21 protein-coding genes are annotated in these 22,577 nt (G+C 65.0%); 16 read left to right on the forward strand and 5 right to left on the reverse strand.

The window, feature by feature from the left end:
• The first annotated feature begins 115 nt into the window (after nt 1–115).
• Nucleotides 116–1,912 carry a translation elongation factor 4 gene (lepA, locus tag ABF648_RS05325; RefSeq protein ID WP_415631257.1) on the forward strand — a complete coding sequence of 599 codons (1,797 nt, stop codon included), beginning with the start codon at nt 116–118 and terminating at the stop codon, nt 1,910–1,912.
• Between the two features lie 41 nt (nt 1,913–1,953).
• Nucleotides 1,954–3,171: a radical SAM family heme chaperone HemW gene (gene hemW / locus ABF648_RS05330; RefSeq protein ID WP_415631258.1), complete on the forward strand. Its 1,218-nt coding sequence runs from the start codon at nt 1,954–1,956 to the stop codon at nt 3,169–3,171.
• A 33-nt stretch (nt 3,172–3,204) separates the two neighbouring features.
• Here hemW and ABF648_RS05335 read toward each other — a convergent pair whose 3' ends face one another.
• Genes ABF648_RS05335 through ABF648_RS05350 form a run of 4 tightly spaced genes read right to left on the reverse strand, consistent with a single transcriptional unit; the run spans nt 3,205 to nt 6,571 of the window.
• Nucleotides 3,205–4,062, reverse strand: a complete 858-nt coding sequence (locus tag ABF648_RS05335) for an amino acid ABC transporter permease (RefSeq protein ID WP_415631259.1) — start codon at nt 4,060–4,062, stop codon at nt 3,205–3,207.
• Nucleotides 4,059–4,727, reverse strand: a complete 669-nt coding sequence (locus tag ABF648_RS05340; protein WP_415631260.1) for an amino acid ABC transporter permease — start codon at nt 4,725–4,727, stop codon at nt 4,059–4,061. Before ABF648_RS05340 ends, ABF648_RS05335 begins: the two co-directional genes overlap by 4 nt.
• Before the next feature lie 57 nt (nt 4,728–4,784).
• Entirely contained in the window at nt 4,785–5,765 is a 981-nt protein-coding gene (locus ABF648_RS05345; RefSeq protein WP_415631261.1) for a glutamate ABC transporter substrate-binding protein, read from the reverse strand.
• Nucleotides 5,766–5,812: 47 nt separating this feature from the next.
• Complete coding sequence (locus tag ABF648_RS05350; RefSeq protein WP_415631262.1) at nt 5,813–6,571, reverse strand: amino acid ABC transporter ATP-binding protein; 759 nt, start codon at nt 6,569–6,571, stop codon at nt 5,813–5,815.
• Nucleotides 6,572–6,786: 215 nt separating this feature from the next.
• Between ABF648_RS05350 and ABF648_RS05355 the strand changes: the two genes are divergently transcribed.
• The 6 genes from ABF648_RS05355 to ABF648_RS05380 all read left to right on the forward strand — a co-directional run bounded on the left by ABF648_RS05355 (nt 6,787) and on the right by ABF648_RS05380 (nt 12,775).
• Nucleotides 6,787–7,830, forward strand: coding sequence for an NAD(P)-dependent alcohol dehydrogenase (locus ABF648_RS05355; RefSeq protein WP_415631263.1), 1,044 nt, complete (start codon nt 6,787–6,789; stop codon nt 7,828–7,830).
• Between the two features lie 81 nt (nt 7,831–7,911).
• Complete coding sequence (locus ABF648_RS05360; RefSeq protein ID WP_415631264.1) at nt 7,912–8,793, forward strand: DUF3097 domain-containing protein; 882 nt, start codon at nt 7,912–7,914, stop codon at nt 8,791–8,793.
• Between the two features lie 71 nt (nt 8,794–8,864).
• The gene (locus ABF648_RS05365) at nt 8,865–9,641 is read left to right on the forward strand and encodes an inositol monophosphatase family protein (RefSeq protein ID WP_415631265.1); all 777 of its coding nucleotides are present in this window, start codon (nt 8,865–8,867) and stop codon (nt 9,639–9,641) included.
• Nucleotides 9,642–9,812: 171 nt separating this feature from the next.
• The gene (gene hrcA / locus ABF648_RS05370; RefSeq protein WP_415631266.1) at nt 9,813–10,823 is read left to right on the forward strand and encodes a heat-inducible transcriptional repressor HrcA; all 1,011 of its coding nucleotides are present in this window, start codon (nt 9,813–9,815) and stop codon (nt 10,821–10,823) included.
• A 12-nt stretch (nt 10,824–10,835) separates the two neighbouring features.
• The gene (gene dnaJ / locus ABF648_RS05375; protein WP_415631267.1) at nt 10,836–12,056 is read left to right on the forward strand and encodes a molecular chaperone DnaJ; all 1,221 of its coding nucleotides are present in this window, start codon (nt 10,836–10,838) and stop codon (nt 12,054–12,056) included.
• Nucleotides 12,053–12,775: a 16S rRNA (uracil(1498)-N(3))-methyltransferase gene (locus ABF648_RS05380; protein WP_415631268.1), complete on the forward strand. Its 723-nt coding sequence runs from the start codon at nt 12,053–12,055 to the stop codon at nt 12,773–12,775. Before dnaJ ends, ABF648_RS05380 begins: the two co-directional genes overlap by 4 nt.
• Before the next feature lie 127 nt (nt 12,776–12,902).
• Here ABF648_RS05380 and ABF648_RS05385 read toward each other — a convergent pair whose 3' ends face one another.
• Entirely contained in the window at nt 12,903–14,210 is a 1,308-nt protein-coding gene (locus tag ABF648_RS05385) for a metallophosphoesterase (protein WP_415631269.1), read from the reverse strand.
• Between the two features lie 200 nt (nt 14,211–14,410).
• Here ABF648_RS05385 and tgt point away from each other — a divergent pair, with 200 nt between their 5' ends.
• From tgt to ABF648_RS05425, 8 genes are all read left to right on the forward strand, one after another.
• Nucleotides 14,411–15,676 carry a tRNA guanosine(34) transglycosylase Tgt gene (gene tgt, locus ABF648_RS05390; protein WP_415631270.1) on the forward strand — a complete coding sequence of 422 codons (1,266 nt, stop codon included), beginning with the start codon at nt 14,411–14,413 and terminating at the stop codon, nt 15,674–15,676.
• 86 nt (nt 15,677–15,762) lie between these two features.
• Nucleotides 15,763–16,287, forward strand: a complete 525-nt coding sequence (locus ABF648_RS05395) for a DUF5709 domain-containing protein (RefSeq protein ID WP_415631271.1) — start codon at nt 15,763–15,765, stop codon at nt 16,285–16,287.
• Nucleotides 16,288–16,466: 179 nt separating this feature from the next.
• Entirely contained in the window at nt 16,467–17,912 is a 1,446-nt protein-coding gene (locus ABF648_RS05400) for an MFS transporter (protein ID WP_415631272.1), read from the forward strand.
• Between the two features lie 241 nt (nt 17,913–18,153).
• Complete coding sequence (locus tag ABF648_RS05405; RefSeq protein WP_415631273.1) at nt 18,154–19,158, forward strand: PhoH family protein; 1,005 nt, start codon at nt 18,154–18,156, stop codon at nt 19,156–19,158.
• A 45-nt stretch (nt 19,159–19,203) separates the two neighbouring features.
• Nucleotides 19,204–19,665 (forward strand): rRNA maturation RNase YbeY, encoded by a 462-nt coding sequence (gene ybeY, locus ABF648_RS05410; protein ID WP_415631274.1) that lies wholly within the window; start codon nt 19,204–19,206, stop codon nt 19,663–19,665.
• Between the two features lie 49 nt (nt 19,666–19,714).
• Nucleotides 19,715–21,016 (forward strand): hemolysin family protein, encoded by a 1,302-nt coding sequence (locus tag ABF648_RS05415; RefSeq protein WP_415631275.1) that lies wholly within the window; start codon nt 19,715–19,717, stop codon nt 21,014–21,016.
• Nucleotides 20,988–21,947 carry a GTPase Era gene (gene era, locus ABF648_RS05420; RefSeq protein ID WP_415631276.1) on the forward strand — a complete coding sequence of 320 codons (960 nt, stop codon included), beginning with the start codon at nt 20,988–20,990 and terminating at the stop codon, nt 21,945–21,947. The genes ABF648_RS05415 and era overlap by 29 nt, the downstream gene beginning before the upstream one ends.
• An 18-nt stretch (nt 21,948–21,965) precedes the next feature.
• Nucleotides 21,966–22,565: a hypothetical protein gene (locus ABF648_RS05425; RefSeq protein ID WP_415631277.1), complete on the forward strand. Its 600-nt coding sequence runs from the start codon at nt 21,966–21,968 to the stop codon at nt 22,563–22,565.
• Nucleotides 22,566–22,577 lie beyond the last annotated feature (12 nt).

Below are 22,577 nucleotides of genomic sequence, written 5' to 3' on the forward strand. Positions count from 1 at the left end.
CCCCCCCCCCCCCGCCCCCGCCCGGCCCCCCCCCCCCCCCCCCCCCCCCCCCCCCCCCCCCCACTCGAGGAGTCTCACCAGCGTGACCGCAGCGCCCGGAGCCACCGATCCGGCCATGATCCGCAATTTCAGCATCATCGCCCACATCGACCACGGGAAGTCGACGCTTGCCGACAGGATGCTGCAGCTCACCGGTATCGTCGAGGCGCGCGAGATGCGTGCCCAATATCTCGACAAGATGGACATCGAGCGCGAGCGTGGCATCACCATCAAATCCCAGGCCGTGCGGATGCCCTGGCAGGTCGACGGCCAGGAGTACGTGCTCGACATGATCGACACTCCCGGACACGTCGACTTCACCTATGAGGTCAGCCGATCCCTGGAGGCCTGCGAGGGTGCGGTGCTGCTGGTGGACGCGGCACAGGGCATCGAAGCGCAGACCCTGGCGAATCTGTATCTGGCGTTGGACGCCGATCTCACCATCATCCCGGTGCTCAACAAGATCGACCTGCCAAGCGCCCAGCCCGAGAAATTTGCGGCTGAGCTCGCCTCGATCATCGGCTGCGAACCCAGCGACGTGCTGAAAGTTTCGGCCAAGACCGGCGAGGGAGTGGCCGAACTCCTCGAGGAGATCGTGAAGCAGGTGCCCGCGCCCACAGGTATTGCCGCCGGCCCTGCACGGGCCCTCATCTTCGACTCCGTCTACGACATCTACCGCGGCGTGGTCACCTATGTGCGCGTCGTCGACGGGCAGTTGTCCACCCGTGCCCGCATCACGATGATGTCCACCGGCGCCACCCACGAGATCCTCGAACTGGGCGTGCACTCCCCAGAACCCGTCGTCGGGAAGGGCCTCGGCGTCGGGGAGGTGGGCTATCTCATCACCGGCGTCAAGGACGTGCGGCAGAGCCGGGTGGGCGACACCGTGACGCTCGCCACGAAACCCGCAGATCAGCCGCTGGCCGGTTACAAGCAGCCCAAGCCCATGGTCTTCGCCGGTGTGTACCCGATCGACGGAGCCGACTTCCCGGAGCTGCGCGAGGCCCTGGAGAAACTGCAACTCAACGACGCGGCCCTGGTCTATGAGCCGGAAACCTCCGGTGCGTTGGGCTTCGGCTTCCGGATCGGCTTCCTCGGCCTGCTGCACATGGAGATCGTCCAGGAGCGCCTGGAGCGTGAATTCGGGCTCGATCTGATCAGTACCGCGCCGAGCGTGAACTACCGCGTCGTCATGGAGGACAAGTCCGAGCACTGGGTCACCAACCCGTCGGAGTTCCCCGAGGGCAAGATCGCCGCAGTTTACGAGCCGATGGTGCGGATCAACATCCTGTGCCCGGCGGAATTCATCGGAGCAGTGATGGAACTGTGCCAGGCACGCCGCGGGGAGCAGCTCGGCATGGACTACCTCGGCGAGGACCGCGTCGAAATGCGCTACCGGCTGCCGCTCGGTGAGATCGTCTTCGACTTCTTCGACGCCCTCAAGTCCCGCACCAAGGGATACGCCTCGCTGGACTACGAGCCCGACGGCGAGCAGCCGAGCGACATGGTCAAGGTGGACATCCTGCTGAACGGTGAGCCGGTGGACGCCTTCAGCGCCATCGTGCACCGCGAGAAGTCCTTCACCTACGGCGTCGAGATGACCTCGCGACTGCGCAAACTCATCCCGCGCCAGCAGTTCGAGGTGCCGATCCAGGCCGCAATCGGGGCCAGGATCATCTCCCGTGAGACGATCAGGGCGGTCCGCAAGGACGTGCTCGCCAAGTGCTACGGCGGCGACATCTCGCGCAAGCGCAAACTGCTGGAGAAGCAGAAGCAGGGCAAGAAGAAGATGAAGATGGTCGGCCACGTCGAAGTGCCCCAGGAGGCCTTCGTGGCTGCGCTGGCGACCACCGAGAAGACCGACAAGGCCTGACGGCACTTGGCTCCCCGCATCGGACATCTTTGAGCGACGACATGGCGTTGGCCAGCGGCAATTCACCGGCAGGCACTGCTCCCGAGAGTGGAGAGGCATGCCCGCCGGCGGACAGGCTCGTGGCGCACCCTGACCGCCGACTCGGCTTCTATGTCCACGTGCCCTACTGCGCTGTGCGCTGCGGATACTGCGACTTCAACACCTACACGCCCGCGCAGCTTCAGCCCATGGGCGTCGGGGACTACACGGCTGCCGCACTGGCCGAGATCGATCTGGCTGCTGCGGCGCTCGGCCCGCAGGCACCGCCGTTGAGCACCGTCTTCTTCGGAGGCGGCACTCCGACCATGGCTACCGACACCCAGCTGGCAACGCTGCTGGGCTCGTTGCACGACCATTTTGGCCTTGGGCCCGGCGCCGAGGTGACTCTGGAGGCCAATCCGGAGACTCTCACGCCGGCACGGCTCGATGGCCTGCTGGCTTCCGGTTTCACCCGGCTGAGCCTGGGCATGCAGTCCGCCGACGAGAGTGTGCTCACCATCTTGGAGCGGCGTCACAGCCCGGGCAGGGCGCTGCAGGTGGCCCGGTGGGCGCACCAAGCCGGCTGGCGCGATGTCTCCCTGGATCTCATCTACGGCACGCCCGGGGAAACCCTCACCAGCTGGCGGGCGACCCTCGACGCGGCCCTGGCAGTGGATCCCGAGCATGTCAGCGCCTACTCGCTCATCGTCGAAGAGGGCACCCCGATGGCACGCAGGATCGCTCGCGGTGAGCTGGAAGCTCCTGACGAGGACGACCAGGCCGACAAGTATCTGCTGGCTGAGCAGGTGCTCGCCGGTGCAGGGCTGGAGAACTACGAGATCAGCAACTGGGCACGTCCTGGCCACGAAGCCGGGCACAACCTGGCTTACTGGCACAGCGACGACTGGTGGGGCATCGGCCCCGGCGCACACAGCCACCTGGACGGTGTGCGCTGGTGGAATGTCAAGCATCCGGGGCACTATGCCCAGATGCTGGGAGAAGGCCGGCTCCCCGTGGAGGGTCACGAAATTCTCGACGGCCCGACCCAGCACGAAGAACGTCTGCTGCTGGGGCTGCGGCTGCGGGATGGCCTCCCGATGTCAGAACTCGACAGGGGCGAGACCCGCCGGATGCGCGAGCAGGTAGCCCGTGGGCTCGTCGTCCTGCAGGAGGACCGTGCCAGGCTCACTCTGCGCGGCAGGCTGCTTGCCGACGCGGTGACACGCGACGTGCTGGCCTGACGGGGCCGCCGTAGCGCCTACCTGAGTTGCTGCTCAGGCCATCCCGGCCACGGCCAGCGAGTTCTTCGCCGTCTTCTTGCCGGCGGACTTGCGGTTGCTGCGCGACTCCAAGTACTTTGCCAATTGGGTGAGGCCGTAGTTCATCAGCACATAGATGAGGGCAATGATCGTATAGGTCTGCAGCAGGTAGTGCGTGTAGCTGGTGAGCAGCTGGCCGCGCCGCATGAGTTCGGTGAAACTCACCACATAGCCCAGAGTGGAGTCCTTGAGCAGCGACACCAGCTGGGTGAGCAGATTCGGCAGCACCAGCCGCAAGGCCTGGGGCAGCACCACGAGCCGCATCGTCATCGACGACTGCATGCCCAGTGATTGCGCGGCCTCGGTCTGGCCCTTGGACACCGCCAGGATGCCAGACCGGAAGACCTCCGCTGTGGACGCGGAATTCACCAGGATCATGGGGATGACGAGCTTCCAGTAGACGTCGAAGTTCAGCCCATAGGTGGGCAGCGCCAGCAGGAAGGCATAGACCACCAGCAGCATCGGGATGGCTCGGAAGAACTCGATCCAGCCCGTGCAGATGGTGTGCAGGATGCGATTGTCCGACAGCCGTCCGAGCGCCAGCAGCAGTGCGAAGGGGAACGAGAAAATGGCGGCGACGATGGTGGCCTGGAAGGTGCCGATGACACCCCAGGCCAGATAGTTGCTGAAGCCGGGCTGGGTGAAGAACAGCCACTTGCGGGAATCCAGCTGGTTGTTGGCGTTCAGCTGGCCCAGTGCCAGCCAGATCACCGCAATGATGACCAGCGCAACGATGACGGTGGTGGCGACGATCAGCCGGCGCCCTCTGGGGCCTGGCTCGTCGAAGAGGATTCGCTGGGACTTGTCACTCATGCCCGTGCCCCTCCTCTCTGGTGCGATGCTCGTGCGACTCGTCGTTCAATGACGCCACCAAGAGCGCCGGAGCCGAGTGCCATCACGAGATAGGCGACGCCGGAGACAAGGAAGAGAAGAATGGCCTCGGCGTACCTGATGTTGAGCTGCTGGGTCACATTGGTGAGCTCGGCGATTCCCACTGCCGAGCACAGTGACGACCCGATGATCGTGCCGATGAAGACATTGACCAGCGGCTGCACCATGCTGGCGAAGGCCTGTGGCAGGATCACCAGCCGAAGCTGTTGCCGGAAGCCCATGCCCAACGCCCGGGATGCCTCGGACTGCCCGATCGAGACCGTGTTGATCCCCGAGCGCACCGCCTCGCAGACGAAGGCTGAGCCGGACAGGACGAGACTGAGCGCCCCGCACCAGAACAGCGGAAGCAGGAGGCCTGCGTCTGGCAGCCCGAAGGTGACCAGGATGAGCAGGCTGAGCAGCGGCACATTGCGGAAGAACTCCACATAGACGGTGCCCACCGCGCGCAGCGGCGGGATCGGCGAGACCCGGAAGATCGCCATCAGGGTTCCGACGATGACGGCCCCGACATAGCCGATCACCGTGAGCAGCACTGTGGTGAGCAGCCCATTCAGCAGGACAGCAGAATTGTCCTTGATGATCTCCATGTCGCTCCTTCTTGCCGGTTTCCGGGCCTTCGCCTCTCCGCTATCTCCGTGCCCCGGTCAGGATCCCTCGACCGAGCCGATCTTCGGCGGGGTGGGTGCCTCACCGGCAACATACGGGCCGACCGTGCCGTCGTAGAGCTTCTTCCAGGTGCTGTCGCTGAAGATCTTCTCCAGGAAATCGTTGACGAAGGTCTTCGCGCCGGCATCGGAATTGGTGACACCGATGCCATAGGGGTCGGTGGTGAAGGGCTCGCCCACGACTTTGAGATCGTCATAGCTGACCGCGTTGGACAGCAGGATCGACTGGTCGAGCACGTAGGCGTCCGCCCTGCCCTGTCGAAGCGCTGCAACGCAGGCATCGTTCTCGGTGAACAGCACGGTCTGCGCCTTCGGCATGAACTTGGCGATCGCCGGGATGGCGGTCGAGTTCGTCTCCGTGGTGACCTTCTTGTCCTCAGAATTCAGGTCGTTGTATGAGTTGATCGAGGTGTTGTCCTTCTTCACCTGGATCGAGGTTCCGGAGATGAAATATGGCCCGGCGAAGGCGACTTTCTGGGCGCGTGCAGGGGTGATCGAATAGGTCGCGACGACGACGTCGACGGTGCCGTTCTGGATCATCGTCTCGCGGGTGTCGACGGTGGTCTGCGACAGCTCGGTGAGCTTGGAGACATCGGTGCCGCCGAGGATGTAGTGCGCCAGCAGATCGGCAATACCAGCGTCGAAGCCCTTCACGCGATTGGTCACCGGATCCCTCAGGCTGAAGATGGCGCCGGTGTCGGTGCCGCCGCGCTTGAGCACGCCATGGTTCTTGATCGCCTGGGCCCAGGAATTGCCCGACACGGTGGAGGCATCGGCCACCGGGCCGGACTTGATCAGCGCGTCGTACTGGTCGAGGGTGAAGGGCTGCCTGCCGGTGGAGTTCGTCGGCGTTGACTCAGGCAGGCTGGAGTTGTTGCCCGAGCAGGCTGAGAGCAGAGCGGCGGCGCCAGCAGCGCCAGTCAGCCCCAGCAGGCCGCGTCGGGAGAAGGTGATGCTCATTGTTTTCCTTTCCGAGGGGTGATGCGGTGTGTGGAAGGTACTGAAAATCAGTGGCTGAGGATCTTGGAGAGGAAGTCCTTGGCGCGTTCGGTGCGGGGATTCTCGAAGAAGTCCTGGGGCGTGGACTCTTCCAGAATCTGGCCGGCGTCCATGAAGCAGACCCGGTCGCAGACATGGCGGGCGAATCCCATCTCGTGGGTGACCACCAGCATCGTCATGCCGCCCTCGGCCAGTTCGGCCATCACATCCAGCACCTCGGTGATCATTTCGGGATCCAGCGCCGAGGTGGGCTCGTCGAAGAGCATGATCTTGGGGTGCATCGCCAGTGACCTCGCGATGGCGACGCGCTGCTGCTGGCCGCCTGACAGTTCTCCGGGGTAGGAGTCTGCCTTCTCGGCCAGGCCCACGCGTTCCAGCAGGCTCATGGCCTCCTTCTTCGCAGCGGCCTTGGGCTGACGGCGCACATGCGTGGGTGCGAGCGTGATGTTTTGCAGCGCCGTGTAGTTCGGGAACAGATTGAACGACTGGAAGACCATGCCGACGTCGGCCCGCAGGCGAGCCAGCGCCCTGCCCTCCTGGGGAAGTTCGATGCCCTCGATCCTGATCGAGCCGGACGCGATCGTCTCCAGACGATTGATGCAGCGGCACAGGGTGGACTTGCCCGAACCCGAGGCGCCCAGCAATGCAACCTTCTCGCCCGTGGCGATATCGAGATCCACGCCGCGCAAAGCTTCGAAGTCACCGAAGAACTTGTGCACATCTCGGATCTCGACGAGAGATCCGGTGTGTGTGGCGGACACAGTCATACGAATCATCATTGCTCACTGACAACCACAAATGACTTTCATCTCGAGTTGAAATTCTGATCTCGCTCACAGCGTGAATCAGTGCTAATGCACACAGTCCGAGATATGGCACACGGGCGATGTGCGCGGCATCGGCGCAGCCGCCGAGAACTCATGGCGCGGATAGGATCGGCACGTCTGCCGAACAGACTCGTTCACTGAACAGGGGAGTTCTGATGCCACAGGTCACCGCTTACGCATGCGACGACGAGACCACGCATTTTCATCCATTGACCATCACGGTGCGGGAGCCCGGGCCCACCGAAGTGCTCTTCGACGTGAAGTATGCCGGGATCTGCCACTCCGACATCCACACCGCACGCAGTGAATGGCGCCAGGCCACGTATCCCCTGGTGCCCGGACACGAGATCGCCGGGATTGTCACCAAGATCGGTAGTCAGGTGACCAAATTCGCTGTCGGCGACAAGATCGGCGTGGGTTGCATGGTCGACTCCTGCCGCGTCTGCGGCTACTGCAAGGACGGCACGGAACAGTTCTGCGACGGCCCCGGGGGCACGCTGTGGACCTACGGTCCCGATCGGAATGGCGCACCCACAGCCGGCGGGTATGCCAAGGCCTTCACCGTGGACCAGGATTTTGGGTTGCACATTCCTGAGGCCATCGACTTCAGTGCTGCGGCGCCACTGATGTGCGCCGGCATCACCACCTATTCACCCCTGCATCACTGGGGTGCAGGTCCCGGGAAGAAGGTGGCCATCGTCGGGCTGGGCGGGCTGGGCCACGTGGCGGTGCAGATCGCCGCAGCGATGGGGGCGGAGGTCTCGGTGATCAGCCGCACCCTTGCCAAGCAGGACGACGGACTGCGCCTGGGCGCCAGCCACTACTACGCCATGAGTGAGCCGGGTACTGCATCCGCGCTGCGCGGCAGTTTCGATCTCATCCTCACCACCGTCTCGGGCAGCACCGATCTGGATCCGATCATCGGGATGCTCACCGTCGGCGGTGTGCTCGTCGACGTCGGCCTTCCCGAGCATGCCTCGACCCTGCACATGAGTGGCCTCACCCACGGCGCGAGGATTCTCGCCGGATCGCTGATCGGCGGTATCGCCGAAACACAGGAGATGCTCGACTTCTGCGCCGATCACGACATCGCCCCCATCGTGGAGGTGATCGGGGGCGAGGACATCACCGCTGCCTACGACAAGGTGGTGGCCTCGAAGGTGCGCTACCGCTATGTCATCGACACATCGACCTTCTGAGCAGGTGAGGCCCGGTTCGTCGCGGCCTCGTCGGATGAACGAGCGAATCCGGCTGATCGGGCTCCCATTAGGCTTGGAGCCATGAGCCCAGCGGATCGCTATGGACACGACGTGCTGGCGGGGGACTGGCGTCATGCCGGTAAACCCAAGACCGCCGATCTGGCGCTGAGCAGGGGACTCGTCGTCGAAGTGGGCCCCGATGGCTACTGCGGCGAAGTGGTGGGCTGGGAGAACGGCATGGTGCTGCTGGAAGACCGCACCGGGCGGCGCCGCAGCTTCCCGGTGGGTGGATACGGCTACCTCGTCGAGGGCCGGCCAGTGGCACTGCGCATCCCACTGAAAGCTGGCAGCAGTACGCCGCGCTACACGGCATCCGGATCTCGCGGGGGGCCCACCGAACCCGCCAGGACAGCACTGGCCAGCCGCATCTACGTCGAGGGGCGCCACGACGCCGAACTCGTGGAACGCATCTGGGGTGACGACCTGCGCCATGTCGGCGTGGTCGTGGAGTACATGGGTGGCATGGACGACCTGCTCGGCATCGTGGCGGAGTTCCAGCCCGGCCCCGGCCACCGGCTGGGAGTGCTCATCGACCACCTGGTTGCGCGGACCAAGGAATCCCGTATCGCGGCACAGGTGAACCACGCCGGCCACGGGGATCATGTGCTCATCGTGGGCCACCGATTCATCGACGTGTGGCAGGTCATCAAACCCCAGGTGCTGGGATTCAAGGCCTGGCCGCAGGTGCCCATGGATCGGGACTTCAAGAAGGGAACCCTGGCCGCGCTCGGACTGCCCCGCGGCAAGAGCTACGAGCAGATCGACCAGGCCGATGTCGGAAAGGCCTGGCAGGCGATGCTGGCTCGGGTGAGGACCTACCGCGATCTCGACATCGATTTCGTTCGCCAGGTGGAGCGGCTCATCGACTTCGTGACCCAGGACCATGTTCAGGAGTTGGCGTGAGTTCGGTGGGTAGATCCGATGCTCAATGCCCAGACGAGCAGATCCGCTCTGCCCGGAAGGCAGGTGAGCAGATGTCGTCCCTGGACATGATGGACCTGCTCAAACAGGTGAGCTCGGAGTTCATCGAACCTCGATTCCAGGCGCTCACCGACAACGAAATTCAGTCCAAGACCCCTGGCGACTTCGTGACCATCGCCGACCGCCAGGCCGAGGAAGCGTTGTCGGTCGCTCTGCTGGCCGCGAATCCGGAGGCCGTGGTGGTGGGGGAGGAGGCCTGCTTCGCCGACCCGACCCGGCTGGGTGCCGTCGGAGAGGCAGAGCACTGCTTCGTGGTGGACCCACTGGATGGCACCAACAACTTCGTGCGGGGCAGCGAGAACTTCGCGGTGATGGTCGCCGAATTGCGTGGCGCACAGCTCGCGGCCAGCTGGATCTGGCAACCGCGTTTCGGACTGGGTTTCTCGGCCGAGCACGGTTGCGGGGTGTTCTGCAATGGTGTCCGCCTGCGCCCGCTTCCCCTGCAACAACCACCGCTCGGTGCCAGCTCCTTTCCTCCTTGGCGCGGGATCGACGCAGGTGGCAGGCTCGCGCCCGTGGTGAAGTCCACAAGGTCGGCGGGCATCGACTACCCGAATGTCGTCACCGGAGCCATCGACTTCATCGTCTTCCGCTTTCCCAAGCCTTGGGATCACCTGCCGGGTCAACTCATGTTGCAGGAGCTCGGCGGTGACATCGTGCACGCCGACGGGCGGCTCTACCGTCCCGGTAGCGGGCGCAGCGCCATCCTCGCCTGCCGCGATGCCGGGGCAGGTGAGCAGCTGGCGGCCCTGTGGCCCTGGCAGGGCTGAACCGGCGCAGGCTGAACCGGTGCAGGGCTGAACCATCCGAATCCACCGGCCGGACAAGGGTATGCTGGCACTCGCTCGATCCGAGTGCTAAACATGGTGGCTCTTGCGGGCCCAGGCCGGTGACCGGCGCAGCAGCGCACAACCGGACGCGCGGAAATGGAGGGATGAACGATGGTCGATGATCGCAGGCTGGACGTGCTGCGGGCCATCGTCACCGACTACGTGTCCAGCAGGGAGCCGGTGGGCTCCAAAGCACTCGTCGAGCGACACCATCTCGATGTCTCTCCCGCCACCGTGCGCAATGACATGGCCGCCCTCGAAGAAGAGGGCTATCTCACCCAGCCGCACACCTCCGCCGGGCGGATTCCCACCGACAAGGGATATCGCCTGTTCGTGGACCGGATCGCGCAGGTGAAACCGCTGTCGCTGGCGGAGCGGCGTGCGATGTCCACCTTCCTGCGGGGCTCGGTCGATCTGGACGATGTGGTGCGCCGCACGGTGCGGCTGCTCGCGCTCGTCACCCATCAGGTGGCCATCGTGCAGTACCCCTCCGCCAGCTCGGTGAGGGTCAGGCACGTCGAGCTGGTGGGCCTGGAGGACGAAGAACTCGTGGTGATCGTCATCACATCGGCCGGCACGGTGCATCAGCGGGCACTGAGAATTCCGTTGTCCACCAGCGGAGAACTGCTGGCACTGCGGAACAGGGTCAATGCAGCGGTGGACGGTCAGACCATCGCTGCCGCCCAGGAGGCGCTCCGGGGGTTGGATCACGATCCGGCGCCCGCCCTCACCTCGGAGGTGCTGGCTTCGGTGCTGGGTATCCTGACCGCCGAGGAGTCTCCGCGTGTCGAGGTCGGCGGCGTGCCGAATCTGACGCGTTTCGGGGCCGAATTCGAGACCACCGTGAAACCGGTGCTGGAGGCGTTGGAGGAGCAGATGGTGCTGTTGCGCTTGCTCGGCGAGGCTGCCTCCGACCATCCGGGTGACGTGGCCGTGCGGATCGGCCAGGAGAATCCCTACACTCCCTTGCAGACCACCTCTGTTGTGGCCAGTATCTATGGTCCCCACGACTCCACCGCCAGTCTCGGCGTCGTGGGGCCCACCCGCATGGACTATCCATCCACGATGGCCGCGGTGCGTGCCGTCGCCCGCTATGTCGGCCAGTTCCTGGCAGAAGGTTGATTCCATCCACTGATGAGTACCGATTATTACGCGGTTCTCGGCATCGGCCGTGACGCGACTCCCGAGCAGATCAAGAAGGCCTATCGCAAGAAGGCCATGCAGGTCCACCCCGATGTCACCGATGATCCTGACGCCGAGGACAAGTTCAAGCAGGTCAACGAGGCCTACGAGGTGCTGTCCGACCCGCAGAAGAAGGCCGTCTTCGATCGCGGTGGTGACCCGATGCACGCCGGTGGCGGAGCCGGCGGTTTCGATCCCTTCGGCGGGATGGGCGGATTCAGCGGCTTCACCCAGGGTGGTGGCGGCTCCATGGGCTTCGACGTCGGCGACCTGCTGGGCGCGATGTTCGGCAATGCCGGCGGCGGGCGCGGCCCGAGGTCGCGGGTGCGTCAGGGCTCCGACCAGTTGGTGGGCATGGAGCTGAGTCTTGCCCAGGCCGCATTCGGCACCACGATGGCATGCACACTGGACACCTACGTGGCGTGCCCGGCCTGCCAGGGCTCAGGTTCGGCCAATGGCGAGAAGCCTGTCACCTGTCCCCGATGCCAGGGCTCGGGCACCGTCACTCAGATCCAGCGTTCCTTCCTGGGCGACATCCGCTCCACCTCGCCGTGCCCCAACTGCCAGGGCTACGGCACCGTCATCGAGCATCCCTGCCCCGAGTGCAGCGGCGAGGGCCGCGTGCGCACCCGTCGCGACATCTCGGTGAAGGTTCCTGCCGGAGTCAGTTCCGGTAACCGCATCCACCTCAGCGGTCAGGGCGAGGTCGGGCCCGGTGGAGGCCCGGCGGGCGATCTCTACGTCGAAGTGACGGTGCACGAGCACGAGGTCTTCCGTCGCGAGGGCGACAACCTTGAAATGGCAGTCACCATCCCGATGACCGCAGCGGCGCTGGGCTGCACCATTCCGATCACCACCCTGGAGGCCGAGCTCGAGGGCACCACGCCGGAGCAGTCCGTGGTCAGCCTCGACATTCCGGCAGGAACCCAGTCCGGCACCCGTCTGGCCATCAAGGGTCGCGGTGTGCCGAAGCTGCGCTCGCGTGATGGCACGCAGCGCGGGGACCTGGGCGTCACGCTGGTGGTTTCGACCCCCACGAAGCTGGACGACCAGCAGCGCGAAATCATCGGCCAGCTGGCTGAGGCGCGTGGCGAGACGGGCGATGACATCGCCCGCACCAGGGCCGAGGACAAGGGCTTCTTCGAGAAGCTGCGCAAGGCATTCACCGGATGACCGACGCGCTGTTCCTCGCCCAGCTGTCCGCAGCTGTGCCCGGCAGCGAGGTGGTGGTCAGTGGCGATGAAGGACGCCATGCGGCCGCTGCGAAGCGGATGCGGGCAGGTGAGTCGGTGCTGCTCAGCGACGGTGCCGGATCAGGTGTGCGCGGCGAGGTGACGCAGGTCACCAAGTCCTCCATCACGGTGCGGGTCGGCGAGCTGATCGAACAGCCCGCGGAGCCTCTGCAGATCGTGGCGGTCCAGGCGCTGGCCAAGGGCGAGCGGTCCGCTATCGCCATCGAGGTGCTCACCGAGATGGGTGCCGCAGAGATCCTTGCCTGGCAGGCCTCGCGCTCCGTCGTGCGCTGGGACACCAAGACTGACAAGGGACTGGCGAAGTGGCGGGCGACGGCACTCGCGGCCACCAAACAGAGTCGCCGGTTGCGCATTCCCGATGTCGGTTACGTGAGTACCGAGGATGTCTGCTCGCGCCTGGCCGCGGCAGATCTGGCGCTGGTTCTCCACGAGGACGCCACCCAGGAGCTGCGTGAGGTGCCCATCCCGTCAGCAGGCGAATGCGTCGTGGTGGTCGGGCCGGAGGGCGGCATCAGTCCCGCGGAACTCGAGGCCTTCAAAGCCGCTGGTTCCCGCATCGTGCGGGTGAGCGATGCGGTGCTGCGCACCTCGACCGCGGGGGTCGTCGCCATTTCCCAGCTGCGGGCGTTGCGTCCGTAGTCCCCGTCGCCACCCGGAGTCCGGGGCCACGAGGCGGCAATGTGACTGCCCGTGCGGTGATGGCGCGAAACTGTGCAGGGCGCCGGACCTGGACGGTGACCGCCCTGCACGGCGCACATGATGCGTCTCAGACGCGCAGCTCCTCGGGAATCTCCCGTTGTCCCGGTTCCAGACCGGAAAGGTCCTTGAGCACGACGTGATTGCGGTCATTGGTCGTGCCGAGCATCAGCTGCACCGCGAGGCCCAGCGTCTGCCAGCGGGAGCGGAAGTCCCAGTCCAGTGCCTGCTTGGTGGACGTGCGCCAGAAGTTGAGCAGATAACCGCCGGTGTACAGGTGCACGAGCGCATAGCCGGCCGGATAGGACGCGCAGGCGGCGTTCTCGAAGTATTCGGTGTGCGGTCCCTGCACATCCGGTTTTCCGCGGCGCATTCGATGGGTGTGCCCGGTGTGGTGCAGGAAGACCCCCGATGCCGCCCGTTCCAGGCGTTGCAGCCTGATCTGGTCCTGGCGGCGCAGCATGAATTGCGGCCCGCCCGGTGAGCTGAGCGAGGCATCCCGGGTGACGGGATGATGACTGGTGACAATCGTCGGGCGGTCGGGATCGTCCTGGAGGGTGGCCTCGATCGTCTCGAACTGCTCGGGCAGCACCGATCCGCCCCCCGAACCGTGGGTGGTGTCGATGCCGACAATGCGCAGGCCGCTCGGTGTGGACGCCTGGACCATCTGCTGGAAGCCGACGAAGTGTTCGCCGAAGGGGTCCGTATCGCCACGCGGTGGCCTGTCGTGATTGCCGCGCACCGCAAGCCAGTCAGTGCTCTGGACGCCGTACTGGTCGACCAGCCTGCGCGCGGTGGCCGCCTGCTCCTCGGTGCCGCGGTTCGTGATGTCGCCGCCCAGCGCCAAAAAGGGATGCCCGTGCCGGGCGTCCAGTTCGCGCATCATCGCGGTGAACATGATCTCGGGATAGTTGGGCAGCGTCTTCGCCTGGGGGATCGAGGTGGGCAGCGGCCCCAGCACGATGCCCTGGCGGTCCTCGCCGATATGCATGTCATTGGCCAGCGCAATGGTGGTGATGTAGCGCCCGGGCGGCGGGGTGAGGGTGACGAATCGGCCGACGTGCTCGGGGCTGGATGGTCCCTTGGTGACGCGCAGGCTCGGCACCGCGGCGATCCCGTCTGAGGCGGCCCGGAAATGGTACTCACGCCCTGGCTCCAACCCCTTGATCTCCACCTGGTGGAAGACCCGCGGCATCGGGTCGTCGTGCACGATGCGCGCGTCCAGTCTGGTGGGCCCCAGCCACAGCTGCGTGCTGGCCGGAACCGGGTGTGGCAACGCGGTGCCACGACGAGCTGCTCGCGTGATCCAGCTGATCACCACGCTGGTGGGTGTGACAGTCAGGACTTCGAGATCTGTGGCGAGGAAGGGCGTGCGCACACTGCACAAGATAGCGCCCGCAGCCATACGGACCAGCAGATCGATGCACGCACACTCGTGAATGGGCGGCTCCCCCTGGCGGTCACCGTGGGTCGTCGCCGTGCGGGCGATGCCGCCGGTGGAGCACAAGGAATGTGGCCGCCTCGCCGGTGGAACCCTGTCACCTTGCAAGACCGGTGGTTTTCTGAGCTGATAGGGCCATGCCCGCTGCTTCACCGTCCGACTTCTCGTTCCGCGTCGACCACACACTGCCCAATGGCCTGGGGCGCACCGGAACCATCACGACACCCCATGGCGCCATCCACACGCCGGCATTCGTCGTGGTGGGCACCAAGGCCGATGTCAAGGCCATGCTGCCCGAACAGGTCGCCGCCTGCGGCGGGCAGGCGGTACTGGCCAATGCCTTCCACCTCTACCTGCAACCCGGGCCGGACATCGTGGACGCAGCAGGCGGCCTGGGTGCCTTCATGAACTGGCCAGGCCCGAGTTTCACCGACTCCGGCGGATTCCAGGTGATGAGCCTCGGGGTGGGCTTCAAGAAGGTGCTCGCCATGGACGTGAAGGGGCTGGAGAACGACGACATCATCGCGCCCGGTGCGAAACGAAATGCTGTGGTGGACGACGACGGCGTCACCTTCAAAAGCCCCCTGGACGGATCCAGGCACCGCTTCACCCCGGAGGTGAGCATGCAGGTGCAGCACCATCTCGGCGCCGACATCATGTTCGCCTTCGACGAACTCACCACGCTGATGAACACCCGTCACTACCAGGAGGATTCGGTCGAACGCACCCGTCGCTGGGCGCAACGCTGCCTCGACGAGCACGCCCGGATCACCCAGACCAGGGCCCATCATCCGTACCAGGCGCTCTACGGCGTGGTGCAGGGCGCTCAGTTCGAGGACCTGCGCCGAGCCGCCTGCCGCGGCCTGCTGGCCTGCCGTGCCGTGCTTCCCGGCCACGAGCCAGAGAGCTTCGACGGCTATGGCATCGGAGGCGCCATCGAGAAGCAGCGGCTGGGCGAGATCGTCGGCTGGTGCGCCGAGGAACTGCCCGCTGACAAGCCGCGTCACCTGCTGGGAATCAGCGAACCGGACGACCTCTTCGCGGCCTGCGCGGCCGGCGCCGACACCTTCGACTGCGTCAACCCGAGCCGGGTGGGCCGCAATGCCGCGATCTACACCGCCGATGGCCGGTACAACGTGACGACGGCAGCCAATCGCAGGGCCTTCGGACCGCTCGAGGAGAGCTGCGACTGCTACACCTGCCAGCACTACACCAGGGCTTACCTGCACCACCTGTTCCGCGCCAAGGAGATTCTGGCGAAGGTGCTGGCCACCATCCACAACGAGCGATTCACCATCCGCCTGGTCGACAACATCCGTCACGCCATGGGGTCCGGAGACTTCGGAGCCTACAGAGACGAATTCCTCGGCCGCTTCTACGCGGCTCGCACCACCACGGATTGATCGCAGATCGCAACTGAGTCCGGTCAATCGGGAACAATCCCCGTCAGGCCCGTGATCATCAGGCGTAGCGGTGGCAAGATCGTGTCATGGAAGAGATCGACGATGAGGTGACTCCCCTCAATGACGAGGACAATGATCAGCTCGCCCAGCTCAGCCAGGGGGATTCGCTGATCGATCGCGGTGTGGCAGATCCGCTCGATGAGGGCTATGTGGCCCCCGATCACTGGTCGCCTGCCCAGGGCTTCGGCAACACCCCGGCCGAGATGGCCCGCCAGGAGACGATCGAGCAGCGGATTCCTCAGGAGGAGCCGGAGCCGAATCACGATGGCCCCGTCATTCCGTGGAATCCGAACAACGAGAAGCGCCAGGTCGGCAGCCGCCGTGCCGGACGTCTGGTGGCCACCGGAGTCGGCCCGGGGGGGGAGGACAACGAGGCCCAGTCGCTGGCCCATGACGTGGGAATCTCCGGCGGCGCCGCGAGTGCCGAGGAGGCTGCCATGCATGTCATCGAGGATGACGACGATGATCCCGCCGAAGAGGTCCAGAAGACCGAGCAGGCCGACGAGGTTGAGCTTCCTGAGCAGAAACCGCCGGTCAGCCTCGAGGACTGACGCGGCTGGTGGACTGAGGGGAGGGTGTTCTCCGGAGCATCCGGGGAGGTCGTGCCTGCCACCATCGCAGCCGGTGGCTCGCGCTACTGGTTTTCGACGACAGGGGAAATTGGCATCTGTGTCTCACATGTGGAAACAAGACGTCTCATGAAATGAGACCGTAACGTACTCTCTTGCGTGTGAACACCAAGACCATCCCGCAATCGATCGACACTGTGGGGCCTTCCACCGAAGGACCTGCATCAGGCACACAGGGCAAGGGTCGCATCATCGTTTCCTCGCTGGTGGGCACCACCATCGAGTTTTACGACTTCTACGTCTACGCCACTGCAGCCATCTCTGTCTTCCCGTTGCTCTTCTTCCGCTCGTCCTCCGACACCGGCGCACTGCTCGCTTCGCTGGCCACCTTCGGCGTCGCCTTCATCGCCCGCCCGCTCGGCTCGGTGATCTTCGGGCACTTCGGGGACCGGGCGGGGCGCAAGGCCACACTGCTGGCGTCCCTGCTCACCATGGGCATCGCCACAGTCCTGATCGGCTTCCTGCCGACCTATGTGCAGATCGGTGTGTTCGCACCTGCACTGCTGGCAGTGATGCGCTTCTGCCAGGGCCTGGGCCTGGGCGGTGAATGGTCGGGTGCATCCTTGCTGGCCGGTGAGAACTCCCGGGCAGGCAAGCGCGGTTTCGATTCGATGTGGCCCCAGCTGGGTGCCCCGATCGGCTTCCTGTTCGCCAATGGTTTCTTCCTGGCGCTGACCATGACGATGCACTACGACTCGACGTCCGCCGCCACCAATCACACCTTCCTGGTCTGGGGCTGGCGGCTGCCCTTCCTGTTCTCGGCGATCATCGTTGCGCTGGGCCTGTATGTGCGCTTCAAGCTGGACGAGACGCCCGCGTTCAAGCGCACGAAGGCCCAGGGCAAAGTGGTGAAGGCCCCTGTCATCGAGGTCTTCCGCACCTCCTGGCGTGAAGTGGTCCGCGGCACCTTCATCATGATCGCCACATACACGCTGTTCTACCTGATGACCACCTGGATCCTGTCCTACGCGATCGGCAAGCAGTCCGCCGGCCTGCTGGGCATCAACTACCACTCCTTCCTGGTCGTGCAACTGATCACCATCTGCGCATTCGCCATCACCATCCCCTTCTCGGGGTGGCTGGGTGATGTCTTCGGGCGCAAGCGCTTCCTCATCACGGTGACCCTGGCGATCGTCGCCTTCGGCCTGAGCTTCGGCTTCTTCCTCGACCCGGCCCGGATCGGGACGGGTGACCAGGCGAATCTCGGCCGGATGATGGTCTTCATGCTGATCGGCATGACGCTGATGGGGCTCACATTCGGCATCCAGTCAGCAGCTCTGCCCGAGCTCTTCCCGACGAATGTGCGCTACACCGGATCTGCCATCTCCTACAACGTGTCCTCAATCCTGGGTGCTGCCGTGGCGCCGTTCATCGCGGCCTGGCTGGCTCACAGCTACGGGCCAGGCTCTGTGGGTCTTTATCTGGTGGCAATGGCCGTCCTCACGCTGATTGCGCTGGTGACGATGCGCGAAACCAGTGAGATCGATCTCGACGAGGTCGGCGAGACCCCGCAGATCGCCGCCGAAGAGGCTGTGGCGATCCTCTGAGTCCCAACCCTGCGGAATCCTTGAGGGCCCACCTGCGACGATCACTCGTGCAGCTGGGCCCTCAGCGGTTGCCGGGTAGTGTTGAGGCACGGCAAGCCTGGTGGACAGGCGCCCATTGCACTGGCCACGATGCCGGCGGCATCCACCGGGCCACTCTGCTGAAGAATCACGTTGACGACCAGGCACGATGACACATCCACTCACGACCACAGACAGGGAACACGTCCTGAGCACAGCGAACATGCAGCCCACCGAGGCTGGCGAACCAGACGGCGTCCGCACCATTGCGGTTCCGGCGTCCATCGACATGGTGACCGTTCTGGGCCCGCGTGATGAATTCCTGCGGGTCCTCGAATCCCGGCTGGACGCCGAGATCATGGTGCGCGGCAACAGGATCACGCTCACCGGCGGTGCCAGCGACGTCGAATTGGCCTGGCGGGTGTTCACAGAACTCATCACGGTGGCGCGTACCGGCCAGGGTCTCACCTCCGAGTCCGTGGAACGCGTCATTGCGATGGAATCCGCAGACCCTGGGGTGCGTCCCTCCGAGGTGCTCACCCAGAACATCCTGTCGAATCGTGGCCGTACCATCCGCCCGAAGACGCTCAACCAGAAACGCTACGTTGACGCCATCGATCGGCACACCGTCACCTTCGGGGTCGGTCCGGCAGGCACTGGCAAGACCTATCTCGCGATGGCCAAGGCGGTGCACGCCCTGCAGTCCAAGCAGGTGAACCGCATCATTCTCACCCGCCCTGCCATTGAGGCGGGGGAGCGGCTCGGCTTCCTGCCGGGCACTCTTGCCGACAAGATCGATCCCTATCTGCGTCCGCTCTATGACGCCCTGCACGACATGATCGATCCCGAGCGAGTGCCGAAACTGCTCACCAGCGGCGTCATCGAGGTTGCCCCGCTGGCCTATATGCGTGGGCGCACCCTCAACGACGCCTTCATCGTGCTCGACGAGGCCCAGAACACCAGCCCGGAACAGATGAAGATGTTCCTCACCAGGCTCGGTTTCGGTTCCAAGATAGTGGTCACCGGCGACGTCACCCAGGTGGATCTGCCCGGCGGCAAGCCCAGTGGCCTGCGCCAGGTGCAGGGTATCCTCGACGGCCTCGACGACATCGCCTTCTGCCAGCTGACCAGCCACGACGTCGTGCGGCACCGTCTGGTGGGCAGGATCGTGGCCGCCTATGACCGCTATGACATCACGCATCAGCGGCCCACCGGCGGGCGACGTTAGGCCGTCGGCCATGATCGGCCCGGGTGCCGCTATAGGGTGGCGCCCATGATTGACGTGAGCAACGAGTCGGGTGAGCAGGTCGACACCCAGGCACTCGTGCGCCTCGCCCTGTTCGCCCTGGGCAGCCTGCGCATCCATCCCCAGAGCGATCTGTCGATACTGCTCGTCGATGAGGACGCCATGACCGCCTATCACAAGCGCTTCCTGGACCTTGATGGCCCGACCGATGTGATGAGTTTCCCGATGGACGAGCTGCGCATGCCCGACGACCATGAGGAACCACCCCGCGGGCTGCTCGGCGACATCGTGATCTGTCCCACTTTCACCAGTGCCCAGGCGCCTGGCAATGGGCGCAGCAACCAGGAGGAGATGGAGTATCTGCTCATCCATGGCCTGCTGCACCTTCTCGGGCATGATCACGCAGAGCCTGCTGAACGGGAAGTGATGTTCAGTCTCAATGACCGCATCATCTCCGACTGGAAGCACGAGAAGGTCGCGGGTCGATGACTTCTGACCACATCGGCCAAGCCTCGATCAGACAGGTGGACGCACCCAGGTGACCACATGGCAATGGCTGTTCATCGCTTTCGCGGTGCTCCTCACGGTGGGGGCGAGCCTTCTCGCTGCCGGTGAGACCGCGCTGCAGACCGTCTCGCGATCACGCGCGGATCGAATGGTCGACGATGGTGTGCGCGGCGCGGGGCTGGTCGCCCAGATCGAAGCCGACCCCGCGCCCACCATCAACACCGCGATGCTGGTGCGCACCTGCGGTGAAATGGCCACCGCAGTACTCGTCTCGCTGGTCTGCTTCACCACCCTGCCGCTGGCCTGGGAACGCATCGTGGTGCCCATTGCAGTACTCACTTTCGTGAGCTTCATCTTCTGGGGCGTCATGCCCCGCACACTGGGCCGCCAGCGCGCCGAGCAGGTCGCCCTCCACGCCGCACGTCCCCTCACGATGCTCAACACCACGATCGGATGGATCACCACCGGGCTCATCGCCATCGGCAATGTCGTGACGCCCGGACGCGGCTATGCCGACGGCCCGTTCAACTCCGAGGCGGAGCTGCGCGAGATGGTCGACATGGCCGAGAAGGCCGAGGTCATCGAGCACGACGAGCGCGAGATGATCCATTCGGTCTTCGAATTGGGCGACACCCTGGTGCGTGAGGTGATGGTGCCGCGCACCGACATCGTGTTCATCGAGATGGACAAGTCGGTGCGCCAGGCGATGAGGCTGGGACTGCGCTCCGGTTTCAGTCGAATACCCGTGATCGCCGGCAAGCTGGACGATGTGCGCGGAGTCGTCTACCTGAAGGATCTCGTCAAGCAGGTCTTCGATGATCCCGCCCGCGGCAATGCGCGTCTCGTGGAGCAGGTGATGCGCCCGGCGGCCTTCTGCCCCGACTCCAAGCCCGTCGACGACCTGCTGCGTGAGATGCAGGCCACCCGCAATCACATGGTCGTCGTCGTGGACGAGTTCGGGGGCACCGCGGGGCTGGCGACCATCGAGGACCTGGTCGAGGAGATCGTGGGGGAGATCACCGACGAGTACGACGCCGAACCCGACCTGGCCGAGCAGCTGCCCGACGGCTCCTGGCGAATCTCGGCCCGGATGCCGCTGGATGATCTCGGCGATCTGTTCGGAATGGACCTTGAGGACGAGGATGTCGAGACCGCCGGGGGGCTGATGGCGAAGCTGCTCAACAGAGTGCCGATCATCGGCTCGACGGTCAGCTGGGAAGGCCTCGAACTGCGTGCGGAGAAATCATCGGGGCGCCGACACCAGATCGACACCATCGTGGTGAACCATCCCGAGGCGCCGGCCGATGAGGAGCAGGAGGACGAGGATGACTGAGCAGAGCACGCCGGACGATTTTCGCAGCGGGTTCGCCTGTTTCGTGGGACGTCCCAATGCAGGCAAGTCCACCCTGACGAACGCGCTCGTCGGGCAGAAGATCGCCATCACCAGTGACAAGCCGCAGACAACACGGCACACGGTGCGCGGCATCCTGCATCGCGACGACGGCGAGCTGATCATCATCGACACGCCGGGGCTGAGCAAGCCCCGCTCGTTGCTGCAGCAGCGACTCAACGACCTGGTCAGGGCAACCTGGACCGAGGTGGACGTGGTGGCTGTGGTCTTTGCCTGCAACCAGAGCGTTGGTCCGGGCGATCTGTACCTGGTCAAGCAGTTGGCCGAACTGCGCCGCACCCCGTCGCTGGTGGCGCTGGCCACCAAGACCGATCTGGTCAGCCACGAGAGGATCGGGCAGCACCTCACCCGCATCGCTTCGGTGCAGGAGGAGGTGGGGGTGCGATTCGAGGACATCGTGCCGTGCTCGGCGGTAACCGGGGAGCAGGTCGGCGAGGTGGCAGACGTGCTGCTGGGCCTCATGCCTCCCGGCCCCGCCTTCTACCCCGACGGCGAGACCACCGACGAACCCGATGAGGTGCTGGTGGCCGAGTTGATCCGCGAGGCGGCGCTGGAGGATGTGCGTGATGAGCTGCCGCACTCGATCGCCGCAGAGGTCCAGGAGATGCACCTGCGGGAGGGCCGTCCGGCTGATCGTCCCCTGCTGGACATTTTCGCCTCTCTCATCGTGGAGCGGGAGTCCCAGAAGGGCATCATGGTGGGCAGGGCTGGTGAACGCATCAAGCGCATCGGCACCCAGGCGCGACAGCAGATCAAGGCCTTGCTCGGCGTGCCCGTGCACCTCGACCTGCGCGTCAAGGTCCTCAAGGATTGGCAGGGCGACCCGAGGAAGCTCAACCGGCTAGGTTTGTGACCAGGAAAGGCGGGCGAAATGCTCCGGCTCAGTCGCAGGACAGCCTTGGGAACCAAGGTCGTCTACATGCGCATCGACGATGCTCGCGGCAACACCGTGGGTGCATCGGTTCATGGCATCGGCGCCACCACGGTGATCTCGTCGGCTGTCTACCCCGTGGGAGGGCGCCTGTCCACGGTGAATTCCCGGGTTGAATGCGCCCGGGCCGATCCCTTCACCTGGACCCACTGCTTCCATCTGGTGGACGGGCGGCTCATCGAACGGGGCCGCACGCCCGAAATGGGCGAGCAGTGCATTCCCCGCTGGGCCCAATTCGCGGTGGCCAGCTATCTTGCCGGCCACAAGGATCATCTGCCGATGGAATGCACCGCCATCGACGAACTGACCGGGCTGGGCAAGCCGTCACGCTTCGAGTTGACCCGCCAGGGCACGATCAGCTGGAGCGTCGACGGTGTGGAGCACTGCCAGTACTGGATCCGCAGCGGTGAGATTTCGGCCAGTCGCTGGGATGATCTGAGCGGGCGCGTCGTGAGCGATCAGGACGAGCTGTTCGCGGGCCTGCCCCCCGAGATCAGGAAGGACCTTGTCGGCTTCGTCAAGGATGCGGGTCGCCGCTGATCGTTCACCTGC

Origin of the sequence: Propionibacterium sp. (assembly GCF_047719395.1) — a bacterium.
Taxonomy (GTDB): Bacteria; Actinomycetota; Actinomycetes; order Propionibacteriales; family Propionibacteriaceae; genus Propionibacterium.